The following is a 15,946-nucleotide window of genomic DNA, read 5'->3' as shown; positions in this document are numbered from 1 at the left end:
GCTACTAACGAGGAGTTGCCAATCCCGGGCAAGAGGACAACAAAACGGCCTACAGCACGGATGATATTGGATTCGTTTGATGCTGTCATCGTTGTTCAGCTTCCTGATGGCAGTCGGCTGCTTTCTGAATCAAAACTGTTCCCGGATAAGATGTTCCGGGCTCTGGGAGTATCGCCGGCGGTCTACATCACAATTCCGCAAGAAAACCGTTTCCTCTGAAAACCAAGCGATTCAAGGCCCGAGGGTGCTGAATATGGGTTCCAGGGCATCGGGGCTGTTCGCACGTAAGGGCGACTCCGTTCTCATAGTGCTGAACAGCGGTAGGACGCTAGGACATCAGTTCTTCACAGCTGCACATGAGCTGCACCACTTGAGATTCAGTGAGGGAATGACTGGCCGAGTGTGCACGGCCGTGCAGTTCTCCGATAGGCAGCCTGACGAGCTGAATGCAGACAGATTCGCAGCTCACCTACTCGTCCCTGGAGCTGGCGACTGCGGCCTCGTGGGTGTCGAATATCTTGGCGCCGCGCCCTATGTGATCTTCTGCTGGAACACGCCCTCCATTCCTGCAGCGCGCACCCTGTCGCTGATTCGGCGGAGATCCGTGGTGTATAGGCCGTTTTCGTACATACGGTTGAAGTAGACCCCTCCGGCGAATGTGTACTTATCGCCGAACCCGGCTGGCGTCTTCAACGATTCATCTATGAAGGCGATTATGTCGCCGCATGCGAGGGATGTGGGAAGCGCCAAAAGCTCACGCCCTGCAGCACGTCGCACAGCGTTGTGCCCGGCGAGGGTTCCGGTGCATATCGCCTCCGTGTGTCCCACCAGGAGGCCCACTTTCTCACCTGCGCAGAACAGGTTATCCACCCCTGTTGCCTTGAGGGCGCAGTCGTGAGGGGTGATCACCGTGTATCGCACGGAGTTTCCTCGTCCGCCTGCGTAGGGATCGTCGAAAAGGGCGGATTCGAACCCTGGGATCAGTCGGAGCTGCTCGAGTGGGAAGAACGGCGCCATGAGCTTCGCGTGCCCGGTATCCAGGAGGATGATATTCTCGTAGTATTCGGGAAGCGCATACTGCTGACACGCCTTGCGTGTGGTCTTGTCTGTCCGTATTACGTACCGAGGGACGGGTATTACGAGCACTCCGCGTTCTTCGAGCTGCCGAACTAGCCACGCCGAGAGCGATTTCTTCTGCAGTTTGCAAGAGCCGCTCACAGCCTCAAACAGGCTTCCTGATACCTCGGACACCCCGGCCTTGCTGGCTACGCTCACTCTGGGCCCGAAAGTGGGGCAGCGGAGTATGCACATCACGCACCCGCCGCTTACTCGAACGCAGTTTCCCTGAGGGCCGGCGGTTCCAGTGGCCTCCACGAACGCATCGGCCGGGACTCGGTCGCCATCCGCCAGCACGATGCACTTGATCTTAGGCCCATCCATGGCCACATCAACAGCTCGCGACTCGAGCATGATGTGGATATTGAGATCGGACAGAGCAGTCCTAACCTCGGATTCGACGCGGGTCACATCGTAGAGGCTGGCGTGGTTGTGGCCAGGGAAGTCCACCCGCCTGTGGATCGTGACCTGATCGATCACATCAAAGAGGTAGCCTCCGCCCATCGCGGATAGCTCCCTGGCGGCTGTGAACCTCCCGTTGTTGTTCATTATGCCTCCTACAAGGCCCGTTCCTAACAGGAGGTTGGTCCTCTCGATCAGGATGACTTCCGCGCCCGCCTGCGCCGCCGCGACGGCTGCGGCGCATCCCGCCCATCCGCCGCCTACCACCGCCACGGTTCTGGCCATTCATCTATCGCCTCCTACTGCCTTTCCTCAGCTCCTCCTCAGCTCCTCCGCAGGTTGGCTTCGACGATCTCTGGAATCACGCGCGACAGAATCCGGCCCGCCGTGAGGGGCGCCGCCTTGCCTGGCAATCCGGGCGCCAGCTCTGCATGGATGCCACGTTCTGCAGCTGACGCGAAGTCAGTCCCCCCGGGCGCAGAGGCGAGATCGATGATGACTGCTGTTCGTCTCATGACGTAGATGAGCTCACGATTGAGTACTACGGCAGGAACGGTGTTGAAGACGATGTCCATCTGGGGCAGACACGCGGGAAGGTCAGAGAAGCTCACAGGCGCCAAACACATCTCAGTGGCGCGGGCGCGGTCCTTGGGCTTCCGGGCAGCGGCCCACACATTGGCGCCAATCCCGCGGAGCATCCTCGCGAGGGTGGCGCCAGTGCGGCCGAGCCCAAGCACCAAACAGTTGCTCCCGTGTATTGTGAAGGGTGTGGCCTGCATGGCCATCTGGATTGCGCCTTCGGCAGAGGGAATGGAGTTGAGAATGGCGAGTTCATCATCATTGCCCGTCTCCACCATACGCACGCCCGCCGCGGCGCACGCATCGCGGACCCAAGCCACGATGGTTCCAGAGAACAGGGCAGCCCCGGGCCTCAGCACCGATAGCAGTTCGCGCGTGATGCACACTGGTGACGCGCTTATCCGAACACACCCAGAGGCGTCAGTTCCCGAAAGTGGAAGAATTATCGCGTCCGCCCCTGCGCAGGCCTCCTCCGCGTTCGCTGCGAGCGAGCAGGCGCGAAGGGGACCGTTCAGGCCCGCCTGGGGCACGCCGTAGGAGCGCACATTCGCGCCGGATTCTGCGAGCACTCGCACAAGTTCCACCTCGCGGCGGTCACCGCCCATCACGCAGAGGCACAGTCCGTTCAAGTCGGCCAAATGGCCCACCTCCCTCACATAAGGCCTCCAAGCAATTCTATGAGAGAGGTGGGCGTGACGTGACTAGCGGTGCTTCCAGCTGAGTCAGTTTTGTGCCTTCACGTCGACCTCCTTCGCCGCCAGTTGCAGCATCTCCAGAGCCTCTGCTCTGGTGCTTCCCTCTGCGTAGATGGTGAACGAGGGGCGGGAGGGATCTGGAAGCACCATGTACCAGGCATCCGGGGAGCCTTTCCTGTAGCCGTCGAAGGTGTCGACCGATGCATCGTCAAGCCGCCCTAGGAGCTCGCGCATTACCTGCCCCTTGAACTCCCATGGGCAGGGGATTGCGTCCCGCACGAAGTGGTGCTCGGGAACGAGCTGGGCCAGCTGGGAGAGGGGTGCGGCGTCAGAGGCCACTAGCTCAACGAATTTGGCTGCGCCGAATATGGCATCGAAGGAGTTGTGGATCTCGGGCAGGACGAAACCTCCGGCAAGGTCCGAGGCGACGCTGGAAGCGCTGGTTCTGGCCAGATCCGCGAGGCTCCTCGTGTGCGATTTCGCCCGGTATACTGTGGCGCCGTTTGCAGTTAGAGTTCGAATGAAAACAGAAGGGGTGTAGCTGGGCATTGTCACTCCGCTGGACCCGCCGGTGCTCGCTCTTACCCGGAGGAGCGAGAACAGGTAGGCGAGTTCAAGGTCAGTGAGAACCCGTCCGGAATCGTCAATTGCCCACATCTTGGCGCCCTGCGGGTCGATGAGAATCCCCATGTCGGCTCGGATCGTCTTCACGATCAGCGCCAGCTCATCTAGGGCCTCCTTGAACTGCTGAGCCGTCTTGGGCATCTTAGTCTCATGCTCGATGGCGTTGATCGCTGTAACGTCGGCGCCCATTTTGACGAGCATCGACGGGAGCAGGCTGCCTCCGAGGCCGAACCCGCAGTCCACAACGAGCTTCATCCTATTGGACTTCGCAGCTTCAACATCGATTCTTGATAGGCAGTCCTCTGTGTACAGGGAGACCGATCGCTCGAAGTAGCTTATGCCTCCGACTTCGCGTGCGCTTGTTCGCCGCGGGTCTTCCCGGGAGAGAAGGGTCTCGATCTTGCGCTCCTCGTCGCGGGAGATGGCGAGCCCGTCCTTGTCGAAAACCTTGATATCCACGGCCTCGTAGTTCGATTCGGAAAGCTGGGTGTGTATGGCGCAGCTGTGTTCGGTGCGCTTTGCCATGTGGGTGAGAATCGGAAGTGGGACGCCCTGCAGGTCGCAGACTGACACTCCCGAGCTGGAAAGCCCCGCCACAAGCGCTCGCTTCATCATCCGCGCGGTTCGGCTCGGATCGCGGCTCACGACCACGCTCGCGCCTTTTCTGAGGGTTCCGCCTATGGCGCTGCCCAACCTGACGGCGAACTCCGGGGTGAACTCGAAGTTCACCAATCCGGATATGCCTCCCCCGTGGAAGAGCTCGCGCCGGAGTCGCTGCCCCCAAACAACGCTCGATGACAGCACTACGCTTTCATCAATGACCTTGCCAGGCCAGACTCGCACTCCGGGCTTTACGGTAACCGCAGTGTTCAGGATGCAGTCGTCTGACACTACCGCGCCTTCGCCGACGCGGACGCTATCCTTGAGCACCACGTTCTTGCATATTATGGAGCCGGATACTACTGAGCCTTCGCCTATGTATGAGTTGCCGAACACGGTGGACCGAACGAGAAAGGAGTTCGGCGCGACGATGACATTGTCGCCCACCACACAGTACTCCCGAAGCCTTGCGCCTGGCGCTACCTCGCAGTTCTCTCCCAACACCATCGGGCCTTTCAGATCCGCCCTGGAGCTTATCTTGGCGGACTTGCCGGCCCATATGCCGGGGGCGATCTGCTCGCCAGGGATGCTGACCTTGACCTTGCCGGAGATCGCGTCGACCTGTGCTTTGAGATACGTGTCGATGTTGCCGACATCGCACCAGTAGCCATCCGCTACGCAGCCAAACAGGGGCTTGTTCTCCTTGAGAAGGAGAGGAAAAAGGTCGCGGGAGAAGTCGAAATCCTGCCCGGCGGGGATGTACTCCAGGACCTCTGGTTCCAGGATGTAGATGCCCGTGTTGATGGTATCGGAGAACACCTCCGACCAGTCGGGCTTCTCAAGGAAACGTTGTACTCGGCCGGCTCTGTCGGTGATCACGACACCGTATTCCAGTGGATTGTCGATGCGGGTTAGCAGTATCGTAGCGATTGCGCCCCGATTTCTGTGGAACTCAAGGGCCCGGGTGAGGTCGAAATCGGTGAGGAGATCCCCTGAGATGACTATGAAAGTCTCGTCGAAGTGGTCTTCAAGGTTCTTGACGCCGCCCGCTGTGCCAGGCAGCCGTTCCTCCACCTTGAACTTCACCGTCATTCCCAGGGACGATCCATCGCCGAAGTATGATTCGATCTGATCAGCTAGGTAGTAGAGGTTGGAGTAGACTTCCCTGACCCCGTGCGCCTTGAGAAGAAGGAGTATGTGCTCCATGATAGGACGGTTCACGACCGGGATCATCGGTTTCGGCCTGGTGGCCGTTATCGGCCTGAGGCGAGTTCCTTCGCCTGCTCCCAGGAGCATAGCCTTCATGACGGTCTCCACCCCCCCATGTGTGCCGCCGCGTTCGGAATGCTAACTGGTGAAGGCTGGCGGCTGTTCTTTGCCTCGGCGCCGCCGGGGCTTACCCTCGGTCTTTCGACGGGAATTGGGGCAAGTCCTTTCAAGTTGTATGCAGGGATAGAGCCTGCATCCGTAGAAAGACGAACAGCACGGAAAGGGGGCGTGGGCGTGCAGGACGTGCAGAACCGCCCAGACGACCGGGGAATAGACATCCAAAAGGTCGGAGTGAAGAATGTGCACTTGCCGCTGCAGATAGCCACCAAGGAAGGCGCGTGGCAGTCGGTGCTAGGGAATATCGCACTATCGGTTGAGCTCCCAATGCAGTTCAAAGGGACCCACATGAGCAGGTTCATGGAGGTCCTCCTTCCGTGGAGCAAGAAGCCAATCTCTAACCAGGAGATTGTTGCGATACTGAAAGACACCTGCGATGCGCTATCGGCGAGGCGTGCAGACATTTCCATAAGGTTCAAGTATTTCGTTACGAAGTGCGCTCCAGTGAGCGGCAAAGAGAGTGTTCTCGATTACAACTGCGAGTTCAGTGCGAGTCTCGACGGTCGGCGGCACACCTTTGTAATGGGTGTGGAAGTTCCAGTCACATCGTGCTGCCCGTGCAGCAAGGAGATATCGGAGTTCGGAGCGCACAACCAAAGAACGATGATCCGTGCGCGGGTGCGGTTCAGCTCTGCCGGGTTTCTGTGGCTTGAGGATCTGATCGCTCTACTGGAATCCCAGGGCAGTTGCGAGATATTCCCGCTTCTGAAGCGAGAGGACGAGAAATACGTTACTGAGGCCGCATACAGCAACCCCAAGTTCGTCGAGGATATCCTACGCGATGTGGTGATAGCTCTCAGGTCGGAATCGCGCGTAAGGTGGTTCGATGCGGAGTGCGAGAGCCACGAATCGATTCATAACCACTCTGCTTTCGCCTGCCACATGGAACACAAGAGGATGGTGTAGGTGTCGCTGCTTGAGATAACCTCGGTCACAAAATCATATGGCGCCGAGTTGATACTGGATGGAGTCACCCTCTCTGTGGCAAATCGGGATAGGATCGGGTTCGTCGGACCGAATGGTTCCGGCAAGACCACCCTCCTTCGCATCATTGCAGGGCTCGATGATTGCGACTCGGGCTTGGTGTCCCTGGCTTCGAATCGAGCCATCGGCTATCTCCCGCAGGGCAAGGAGTACACCTCGGGCAATACCCTGTATCAGGAGATGCTGCTCGCTTTCGGGGGCGCGGCAAGCGCCGCTCGGGAGATGCGCGAGCTGGAGCAGAGAATGGGCGATCCGACGGTCATGGCGTCCGAATCCGCCCTTGCCGACGTGATGCGAAGGTACTCTGAGATTTCGGCTGAGCACGAGAGGCTGGGCGGGTACGATCACGATGTGAGGATAAAGACTACCCTGTTCGGGCTGGGCTTCCGAGAAGAGGACCTAAGTCGTGTCATCGATACCCTGAGCGGGGGGCAGAAGGTGCGCGTGGCCCTGGCCCGAATGCTGGTGTCGGATCCGGATCTTCTGCTCCTTGATGAACCCACCAACCATCTGGACATGGATGCCTGCGAGTGGCTTGAGGCGTATCTGAAATCATTTCGCGGCGCTTTCATAGTTGTGTCCCACGACCGTTACTTCCTTGATGCTGCCATAGAGAGGACCTGGGATCTCGACGGCCTCAGGATAGTCGACTACCCCGGGAACTACACCTTCTTCATGAACGCGAAAGCCCTGGCTCGGGAGCAGCAGGCTGAGGAGTACTCCCGTCAGCAGGAGCAGATACAGAAACTGGAAGATTACATTCGCCGCTACAAGGCTGGAAACCGCGCGACCATGGCGCAGAGCCGTGAGAAAATGCTCGCCAGGATTCAGCGAATCCAGAAACCTACCGATGGCCCGTCCATGAAGGCGGCGTTCGGAAAGGCAGTGCGATCGGGAAGGCTTGCAGTGGTCGCTGCCAGGCTCTCTAAGAGCTTCGGCCAGAGGAAGCTGTTCTCAGATGTTGAGCTGGCGATTGAGCGCGGCGAGAGGCTGGGCGTGGTTGGGCCGAATGGGTCAGGCAAAACCACTTTCCTGAGGATCATAGCGGGTGACCTTGACCCGGACACAGGCTCCGTGGCTTTAGGCGAGAACGTCGTGCCGGGCGTGTTCTGGCAGGATCTCGGAGGTCTCGATGACAACTCCACGGTGCTGCAGGAACTGCACAGGATGCGGGATTGGACCCTAGGCGAGGCCAGAAGCTACCTGGCGCGTTTCCTCTTCAGAGGTGAAGACGTGTTCAAGCAGATCAGGGTGCTCTCAGGTGGGGAGCGCAACCGGCTGATCCTCGCTAAGCTCATACTGTCCGCTCCGAACCTGATGCTGCTCGATGAGCCCACGAACCACCTAGACATCCCGTCCCGCCATGGATTGGAGCAGGCCCTGGCGGAGTACGATGGAACGGTCATCTGTGCAAGCCATGACAGGTACTTCCTCGATCAGGTCGCCACGGCAATCCTCGAGATCGCAGATGGCCGCGCTCGTTTGTACCAGGGGAACTACAGTTTCTACAGGGAGAGGAAGTCTTCCGAGGCCGCTGCTGGCGCTGCTGGCGCCGTTGGCGCCGCCGGTGCTTCCGCCGCTCGTGCTGCCGAATCAGCTGAGGCCGGGGGGACCTCGGGGAGTGGCGCTCATGGTCCGGGGCAGCCCAGGAGAGGAGATCGAAGGTCGTTAGCAGCTGGAACGGAGCGGCGGAGCAAACGGTCGCGCGGACCTGTGATGAACCCGGCTGAGGCTGAGGCCGCCAGGATCGAGCAGGAGATTGAGGATACGGAGGCATGCCTCGCGGAGGTGGAGGCGTCCTTGGCATCGGGCGAACTGTATGCTGACGGCGGCGAGCGTGCGCGCGAGGCAGTGCTCGAGCAAAGGCGCATTCAGGGGAAGCTTGAGGTGCTATATGAGGCATGGGAGAAGGCCCTCGCCGAGATTGACACGATTGGGGGGCGCACGGAGTGAGCTTGAGGGTTTTCGCGTTCACAGAGGCGTGCAACAGGGCAATGGGGCGCGCCAGAGCTCTTGGGGTCTACGCTATCCTTCGCGCGCAGGACAATCGAGAGCGGGTTGTGGGCGTTGTGAATGGCCACACCGACCTAGTGAGTGTCCAGATGTCGTCCGGCCTTGGTGTGCAGGTGTTCAATCCGGAGGGCTTCTCCGGATTTGCCTCGTCTGACATGATAACCCCTGAGTCGGCCGAAAGGCTGGTGGAATCGGCCACAATCCTTGCACGCGCCTCCGCTGGCTTCGGGGCGGAACCATCCAGAGAGATTTACAAGATTCGTCCGCTGATCCGCGAGCTTCCGCGTGAAACAGAAATGGGCTTCGATGCATTGTCCCCTGCACGTGAGGAACAACTCGCGCTGAGTGCGTGCCGAACCGGCGCCGAGGTCGACCCGAGGCTCGCGGTGCGCACTAACTACCGGATAGTGGACGAGGAGTGGAGGATAGTCAGGAGCGACGGGACTGACGTGATGTTCTCAATGCCCAGAGCGGCTCTGATGAACATGATCACCGCCAGGAGCGATGGACATGCAGCGAGTGTGAACGCCTCGGTGTCGGGAGAGGATGCTTCCATCATCGCCTCGGAGAAGGGCTGGAATGCGCTTGAGAAACGCACCAGGAAGGCGGCAAACACGGCAATCGCACTCCTTGGCGCACCAAGGGTCCGTGCCGGATCCTATCGGATCGTTATAGATTACGCTCTTGCAAAGGGCCTGGCCCATGAGGCGTTCGGCCATGCTGCGGAGTCGGACTGCATGGACTCGTCCATCCTCGGCCGAGATGGGAGGTTCCAGGCAGGGCGTGTGGTGGCGCCGGATTTCGTCTCCATAGTTGATGGACCCGTGGAGGGAGACTACGCCTACCAGCCCATCTCTGCGAATGGGGTGATCCGCGAGACGGTCGATATAGTGAGAAACGGAGTGTTGGGCAGGGCTCTGGCTGATGTGTTCTCCGCGGCGCGAGCGGGTTCGCCCATTACGGGCGCGGGGAGAGCCGAGAGTTTCCGGAACATACCGTTGCCGAGGATGTCGAACATCCGCCTCACTGTTGATCATCCACTCTCCCTGGAAAAGGCTTTCGAGGACGTGACCCCGGAAGATGTCCGTGACACGTTGGGGCGCGCCGGGCTGCTGCGCGATGATGAGCCTGTGCTGTATCTGTCGGGGTACAAGGGAGGGCAGGTGAACCCTGCCAAGGGTGATTTCGTGTTCAACTGCTCCGCCATATGCCAACTGACCCCGAATGCCATTCATCTATGCCAGCCTGCAATTTTCAGCGGGAAGGTCCTATCGGCTCTTGGAGCGATAATGGCCGGAATAGGCCGTCCGATGATAGATGCCATGGGAACCTGCGGCAAGGCCGGGCAGGGGGCGCCCTCGAGCGGAGGCGGGAACATGTTCCTCGTTATCGAGCAGAACGAGGAGATTACGATCGGAGGAGTATGAATGTCGGTCGTGATAGAGATTGGCGAGTCGCTCGCGCGGGCGCTCTCCGGGGCCAAGGGCTGGAGGTTCACGATAAGATCCGCTCATTCAGTGAGGGTTGGAATCGACGACAATAGGCTTGGTGGAGCGTATTCGCCCCCTAGATCGCAATCGGAGATATCCGGTGGGGTCTTCATCATCTGGCAGGACGGTTCCTGCAGTAGGGGCAAGATTGATTCCCGCACCATACACAGGCTGCCACAGAACATGGAGATGTGGAGATCTCTTGCCTACCGAGATGATGATGCGGCGTACATTGCTGAGCTTGCTCCTCCTACAAGCGTAGAACTTGTAGATCCCCGAATTGGGGAGGTCGCCTCCGGAAGCAGCACGAGTGTGTTCGAAACCCTGGCCGAGATCGCCTCAGCAGCGCGTGAAGGTGGGGCAGAGGTAATCGATGCTCAGGCAGGGTGCTCTGCCTCAGAGACCATAGTGGCCACCTCCAGAGGGCTATGGGTGAAGTATCCCGAGACGATGGCCTGGTGCGAGTGGGATCTTGACAAAACATTCGGCGATTCCAGGCTGGGAAGGAGCCTGGAATCGTGGCAGGCTCTGGAGAGGTCTGTATCAGGCACAGCGGAGCGGGCAATGGCGTCGAAAACAGTCGGCTCTCTGCCATCGCGAGATATGACGGTCTTGCTGGCGCCTGAGGTCGCTGATAGCTTCATCGGGCACTATCTGGCGTCGAACATGAACGGCGAGGCCGTGGCGGAGAGAAGATCCAGATACAGCCTCGACCAGTTCCGGTCGGGGGACATGGCCTTCAGGCATGACCTGGACCTACTGGTCGATACCGTGATTCCATTTGGTTCGGGGTCATCCCCATGCACCCCAGAGGGCATACCATCGGGAAGAGCGGCCCTGGCGGAGGGCGGACGGCTTGTGACGCCGATCCTCGACGCGAAGTACTCGAGAAGATGCGGAATGGCGCCGACTCCTGTTCCGGCGGCAGGGCTATCAGCGGGTCACGCTGGCATGCTGCTCTGCACCAGGCAGATGGAGGCCTGGCAAGACATGATGCACGGAGCGTGCGATTCGCTGCTTGTATCCACGGTGCTTGGCATGCACACTCAGGACCCGGCCACGGGCAACTTCTCGCTTGCGGCGCCGGATTCCATCCTAATTCGAGATGGCCGGTTCGCTGGGGCGGTGAAAGCCGTGATATCCGGCAATTTCTTCGACGCGCTTCAGGCTGATGGCTCTAGGTTTGGACTGGATTCGGATCATCCGAACCCAGGGATTGCCCTGAACTGCCACGTAGAGGCCGGCCCCGCTGAGTAGGCTCAGGCCGTATGCGGGCTGAAAGCGCCGCGTGTAGAGCGCTATCATTATCGTATCAGGGGGTTTAAGAATGAGGCTTTCCGACAGAGCAAAGGCGATCAAGCCATCGCCAACCTTCGCAGTTGAGGCGAAAGCGGCCGAGATGCGCAAACGTGGGATCGAAATTGTGGGGTTCGGCGCGGGCGAGCCCGATTTCGACACTCCGGAGCATATCCGGGCTGCCGGGATTGAGGCGATCAACCAGGGTTTCACAAGGTATACTCCTACTGCTGGCATACCTGAGCTGAAGCGCGCCATAGTCGCCAAGTTCGAGAGGGACAACGGGCTTCACTATGAACCATCCCAGATCATCGTGTCCTGTGGCGCCAAGCACAGCCTGTACAACGCGTTCCAGGCATTGGTGGGCCCAGGGGATGAGGTCATTGTCCCTGCGCCATATTGGGTAAGCTACCCCGATCAGGTCAGAATGGCCGGAGCAGTGCCGGTGATTATCGACACCGCAGCTACAGCCTTTAGGCTTACTCCCGAAGCGCTCGAAGGCGCGATAACTCCGAATACTCGCGCGATGGTCATCAACTCTCCATCCAACCCGACCGGCGTCATCTACTCCAGGGAAGACCTTGCGAAGATCGCCGACATAGCCATTGCCCACGATTTGGCTGTGATCTCCGACGATATCTACGAAAGTCTGCTTGCTGAGGGTATGGAGTTCGTGTCCATAGCATCTCTGAGCGATGAGATCAAGACGAGGACAGTCGTGGTGAACGGCGTTTCGAAAACCTACGCCATGACTGGCTGGAGGATCGGTTACGCCGCGGCAGAGCGAGAAGTCATTGCCGCTATGAGCAACATACAGGCCCACAGCACCTCTAATCCTTGCTCGATCTCTCAGAAGGCTGCTCTGGCCGCCCTGGCCGGATCGGATGAGCCTTGTTGCCGCATGGTTCGGGAGTTCCGCGCTCGAGGCGTCTACATGCACAAGAGGCTGGCCGCCATGCCTGGTATTGAGTGCGTGAAACCCGCCGGTGCGTTTTACTGCTTCCCGAAGGTGTCGAGTTGCTTCGGCAAGTCTCTCGGCGGAGTGAAGGTCACCGGTTCGGTCAGCTTCGCTGACGCCCTTCTCGAACAGGCGCACGTGGCAGTCGTGGCAGGGGCTGGTTTCGGCTCCGACGACTACGTAAGGCTTTCGTATGCAACTTCGATGGAGAAGATAGAAGAAGGCCTGGGAAGAATCGAGCGGGCCCTCGCCGATATGAAGTAGAAGAGCGAAAGGCTGGAGTGACAGCAATGAGAGTAGGCATTATCGGCGGCACGGGAGTCTACGACCCAAGCATGCTCTCGAACATCCGGGAGAGGACAGTCGATACCCCATATGGCGCCGCCAGTGTTAGGATAGGTGAGCTCAGGAGCGAGGAGGTGGCCTTCCTTACTAGGCACGGAGCTGGCCATACGGTGCCTCCGCACATGATCAATCACAGGGCGAACATAGCTGCTCTGAAGATGCTTGGCGTGCAGAGGGTGATTGCCACATCAGCAGTGGGGACCCTGAACCCCAGGATCCAGCCTGGTTCGTTCGTGTTTCTCGATCAGTTTATCGATTTCGCCAAGCTGCAGGTCCACACGTTCTTCGATGGGGGGGAACACGGGCTGGTGCATATGGATTATACCGAGCCATACTGCCCGGAAATCCGCGGGATTCTAGCGGCAAAGGCACGTGAGCTTGGAATTCAGGCGGCTGATGGCGGGTGTTACGTATGCACCGATGGACCCCGTTTCGAGACCCCAGCCGAGATCCGCATGTTCAAACTGATGGGTGGAGATGTAGTTGGGATGACGAGCGTGCCGGAGACCGTTCTTGCTCGTGAGGCGCAGATCTGCTACAGCTCCATCGCCATGGCGACCAACTGGGCGGCTGGCATCTCCAAGACCGCTCTCACTCACCACGAGGTAGTCGAGATAATGCAGGCCAATGGGGAGAAGCTGCGTTCGCTGATCATCGCTGCAATCGAAGCCATGCCTGCGTCTCGCGGGTGCTCCTGCGCGGCGGCGGGCGTTGCTATGCCCTGGCTCGACCAGTATAGGGAGGCCCACTGGGGCAAGGAAGGGGCCGTCTAGATGAGCGTGTCCGTCATACGCGACAGTAGCCTTGCGCCAGAAGGCAAGCTGAAGATCGAATGGGCCAGGGCCCACATGCCGCTCATGATGGCCATCGAGAGGGAGTTCGTAGATGCAAAACCTTTCGCTGGGAAGCGAATAGTCGTCTGCTGCCACCTCGAGGCCAAGACTGCGAGGCTGGCCATGGCCCTTGCGGTCGGAGGGGCATCGGTGGCGGTGACGGGCAGCAACCCCCTTTCCACTCAGGATGATGTGGCGGCTGCTCTGGCGGAAACGCCCGGCGTGGATGTGTACGCGTGGCATGGATCCACAGGCGAGGAATACCTGGAGCATCTGTCGATGGCTCTGGGAGATGGGGCAGACGTGCTCATGGACGATGGGGGAGACTTAGTGAGCATGGTTCACACCTCCAAACGAGCCCTTCTGCCAAGGATTTCCGGAGGATGTGAGGAGACCACCACCGGTCTCTGCCGGTTGCGTGCCATGGCTTCCGCGGGCAAGCTTGGGTTCCCGATGATTGCGGTGAACGATGCGAAAATGAAGCACCTGTTCGACAACAGATACGGCACAGGGCAGTCTGCATGGGATGGAATAATGCGCACCACGAACCTTTCCATCGCTGGGAGCACTGTTGTTGTGGCAGGTTACGGCTGGTGTGGCAAGGGTCTTGCAATGAGAGCGCGCGGGCTCGGCGCCAACGTCATCGTGACCGAGGTCGACCCAGTCGCAGCCTGCGAGGCGCGCATGGATGGGTTCCGAGTGATGCCGATGGAGCGAGCCTCCGCTGAGGGAGGCTTCTTCGTAACGGCAACCGGCTGCCGCGATGTGATCAGGGGCGAACATTTCGCTCTGATGCGTGACGGCGCTGTGCTTGCGAACGCGGGCCATTTCGATGTAGAGATATCGAAGCCCGACCTTGCAGCGGCCTGCCCAGAACCGCCCCGCACTGTGCGCCGGAATATCCAGGAGTATCGGATGTACGATGGACGGAGGCTGTATCTTCTTGCAGAAGGGCGATTGGTCAACCTTGCTGCAGGGGATGGCCACCCGATTGAGGTGATGGACATGAGCTTTGGGATCCAGGCCCTGTCCATTCGGCACATAATCCGATGCGGCGGGGATCTGGCGCCCGGGGTTCTCCCAGTCCCAGCTGAAGTGGATGAGAAGGTGGCAAGGCTCGCCCTTGATGCCGCGGGCATCAGCATTGACAGCCTCTCTCTGGCACAGCGGGGCTATCTTGCGGGTTGGGAATCGGGAACAGCGCGTGATTGAGGAACGGCATGCTGGATTTTGGGGGGATATGAGTGAACAGCCTCTTGATAGAAGACGTCACCATAATCACCATGGACGCGGAGAGGCGGGTCATTCGGAATGGCGCCATTGTGGCGGATTCGGGGATAATCACTTTCGTGGGTCCATCTAGTGACCTGCCGCAAGGCCTGCCGGAAGTGCCAAGGATATGCGGGCGTGGTCAGGTGGCAACTCCGGGCCTGGTGAACGCGCACACCCACTCGGCAATGGTGCTGTTCCGTGGATATGCCGACGATCTGCCGCTTCAGGAATGGCTCGAAACCAAGATATTCCCGGTGGAGGCGCGGCTGACTCGGGACGATGTGTACTGGGGGGCGATGCTGGCCTGTGCCGAGATGATCAGATCCGGAACCACTGCGTTCGCTGACATGTATTTTCACATGGATGAAGCAGCCCGAGCTGTTGAGGCCTCCGGGATGCGTGCAAGCCTCTCAGAGGGTATGACATCTGCAAGTGGACGCGGCGATGATGCCTTAGCCCGAGGCGCTGGATTCTGCGAAAGATGGCACGGCGCCGCTGGGGGAAGGATAACTACGATGCTAGCGCCACACGCTCCATATACCTGCTCCCGGCAGTTCATGGGAGCGGTGGCGGCGCGCGCAGAGGCTCTCGGAGTGGGTGTGCATACCCACATTTCCGAAACGTTCCGGGAAGTCCGTGACATCAAGCTCCTGCACGGCATGAGCCCGGTGGAGTTTGTGGAGGCGAGCGGACTCCTCGATGTTCAGGTTCTCGCAGCTCACTGCGTGGCAGTGTCTGATCGGGACATGGACATACTGGCTCAGCACGGAGTGAAGGTGGCGCACAACCCGGGATCGAACATGAAGCTGGCCTCAGGAACCGCTCCCATCGCCAAGATGCTCAAACGCCACATGGATGTGGGCCTGGGCACAGATGGGGCTGCCAGCAACAACAACCTCGACATGGTTGAGGAGATGCGCCTTGCAGCGCTGCTCCATAAAGTTGCGAGCGCGGAGTCCACCGCCATGCCGGCCCTTACATGTCTTGAAATGGCAACTAGGGGAGGCGCGGCCTGTATTGGGCTTTCCGACTACATTGGGTCTATTGAGGTAGGGAAGAAAGCTGACATCGTCCTGTTCGATTTCGCCGTTCCTCACCTCACTCCATCGTGTGTGGCAGATCCGTTGTCCCATATCGTCTACTCAGCGGAAGGCTCTGATGTGACTACCGTGATCATCGATGGAGCTCTCGTGATGGAGAACAGGCGTCTTACAACCATTGATGAACGGGAGGTCATGGCTGAGGTGGAGAAACGCACCTATAGGCTTGCCTCTGTCTAGTGCGTGCCCTAGCTGCCTCAGAAGGAATGCACTTCTCCTCATAAGCTGGAACGCCGGGCGGCAGACTAGAACC

Annotated in this window: 12 protein-coding genes; 9 read left to right on the top strand and 3 right to left on the bottom strand. The window is 59.5% G+C overall.

Annotated elements, in window-relative coordinates:
- Positions 1-219, top strand: a 219-nt coding sequence (locus tag VB144_09165) for a hypothetical protein (GenBank protein ID MEA4883804.1), incomplete at its 5' end; no start/stop codon positions are given.
- Between the two features lie 312 nt (positions 220-531).
- Here VB144_09165 and VB144_09160 read toward each other — a convergent pair.
- The 3 genes from VB144_09160 to VB144_09150 all read right to left on the bottom strand — a co-directional run bounded on the left by VB144_09160 (position 532) and on the right by VB144_09150 (position 5,321).
- On the bottom strand, positions 532-1,803 hold the full coding sequence (locus VB144_09160) for an FAD-dependent oxidoreductase (GenBank protein ID MEA4883803.1): 1,272 nt from the start codon (positions 1,801-1,803) through the stop codon (positions 532-534).
- A 38-nt stretch (positions 1,804-1,841) separates the two neighbouring features.
- The gene (gene dpsA / locus VB144_09155) at positions 1,842-2,735 is read right to left on the bottom strand and encodes a dipicolinate synthase subunit DpsA (protein ID MEA4883802.1); all 894 of its coding nucleotides are present in this window, start codon (positions 2,733-2,735) and stop codon (positions 1,842-1,844) included.
- A gap of 84 nt (positions 2,736-2,819) precedes the next feature.
- Positions 2,820-5,321: a sugar phosphate nucleotidyltransferase gene (locus VB144_09150; protein ID MEA4883801.1), complete on the bottom strand. Its 2,502-nt coding sequence runs from the start codon at positions 5,319-5,321 to the stop codon at positions 2,820-2,822.
- Positions 5,322-5,519: 198 nt separating this feature from the next.
- Here VB144_09150 and folE2 point away from each other — a divergent pair, with 198 nt between their 5' ends.
- The 8 genes from folE2 to VB144_09110 all read left to right on the top strand — a co-directional run bounded on the left by folE2 (position 5,520) and on the right by VB144_09110 (position 15,873).
- Positions 5,520-6,308, top strand: coding sequence for a GTP cyclohydrolase FolE2 (folE2, locus tag VB144_09145; protein MEA4883800.1), 789 nt, complete (start codon positions 5,520-5,522; stop codon positions 6,306-6,308).
- Positions 6,309-8,339, top strand: coding sequence for an ABC-F family ATP-binding cassette domain-containing protein (locus VB144_09140; protein MEA4883799.1), 2,031 nt, complete (start codon positions 6,309-6,311; stop codon positions 8,337-8,339).
- On the top strand, positions 8,336-9,826 hold the full coding sequence (locus tag VB144_09135; protein ID MEA4883798.1) for a TldD/PmbA family protein: 1,491 nt from the start codon (positions 8,336-8,338) through the stop codon (positions 9,824-9,826). Before VB144_09140 ends, VB144_09135 begins: the two co-directional genes overlap by 4 nt.
- Positions 9,827-11,146: a metallopeptidase TldD-related protein gene (locus VB144_09130; protein ID MEA4883797.1), complete on the top strand. Its 1,320-nt coding sequence runs from the start codon at positions 9,827-9,829 to the stop codon at positions 11,144-11,146.
- 70 nt (positions 11,147-11,216) lie between these two features.
- Positions 11,217-12,407: a pyridoxal phosphate-dependent aminotransferase gene (locus VB144_09125; GenBank protein MEA4883796.1), complete on the top strand. Its 1,191-nt coding sequence runs from the start codon at positions 11,217-11,219 to the stop codon at positions 12,405-12,407.
- Between the two features lie 26 nt (positions 12,408-12,433).
- Positions 12,434-13,261: an S-methyl-5'-thioadenosine phosphorylase gene (gene mtnP, locus VB144_09120; GenBank protein MEA4883795.1), complete on the top strand. Its 828-nt coding sequence runs from the start codon at positions 12,434-12,436 to the stop codon at positions 13,259-13,261.
- Positions 13,262-14,533, top strand: coding sequence for an adenosylhomocysteinase (locus VB144_09115; protein MEA4883794.1), 1,272 nt, complete (start codon positions 13,262-13,264; stop codon positions 14,531-14,533).
- A 32-nt stretch (positions 14,534-14,565) separates the two neighbouring features.
- Positions 14,566-15,873: an amidohydrolase gene (locus tag VB144_09110; GenBank protein MEA4883793.1), complete on the top strand. Its 1,308-nt coding sequence runs from the start codon at positions 14,566-14,568 to the stop codon at positions 15,871-15,873.
- Positions 15,874-15,946: the final 73 nt, after the last annotated feature.

The organism is Clostridia bacterium (genome assembly GCA_034926675.1).
Classification (GTDB): Bacteria; Bacillota; DTU025; order DTU025; family DTU025; genus JAYFQW01.
The sequence above is the reverse complement of the archived record's forward strand: the minus strand, read 5'-3'. Positions and strand labels throughout refer to the sequence as shown.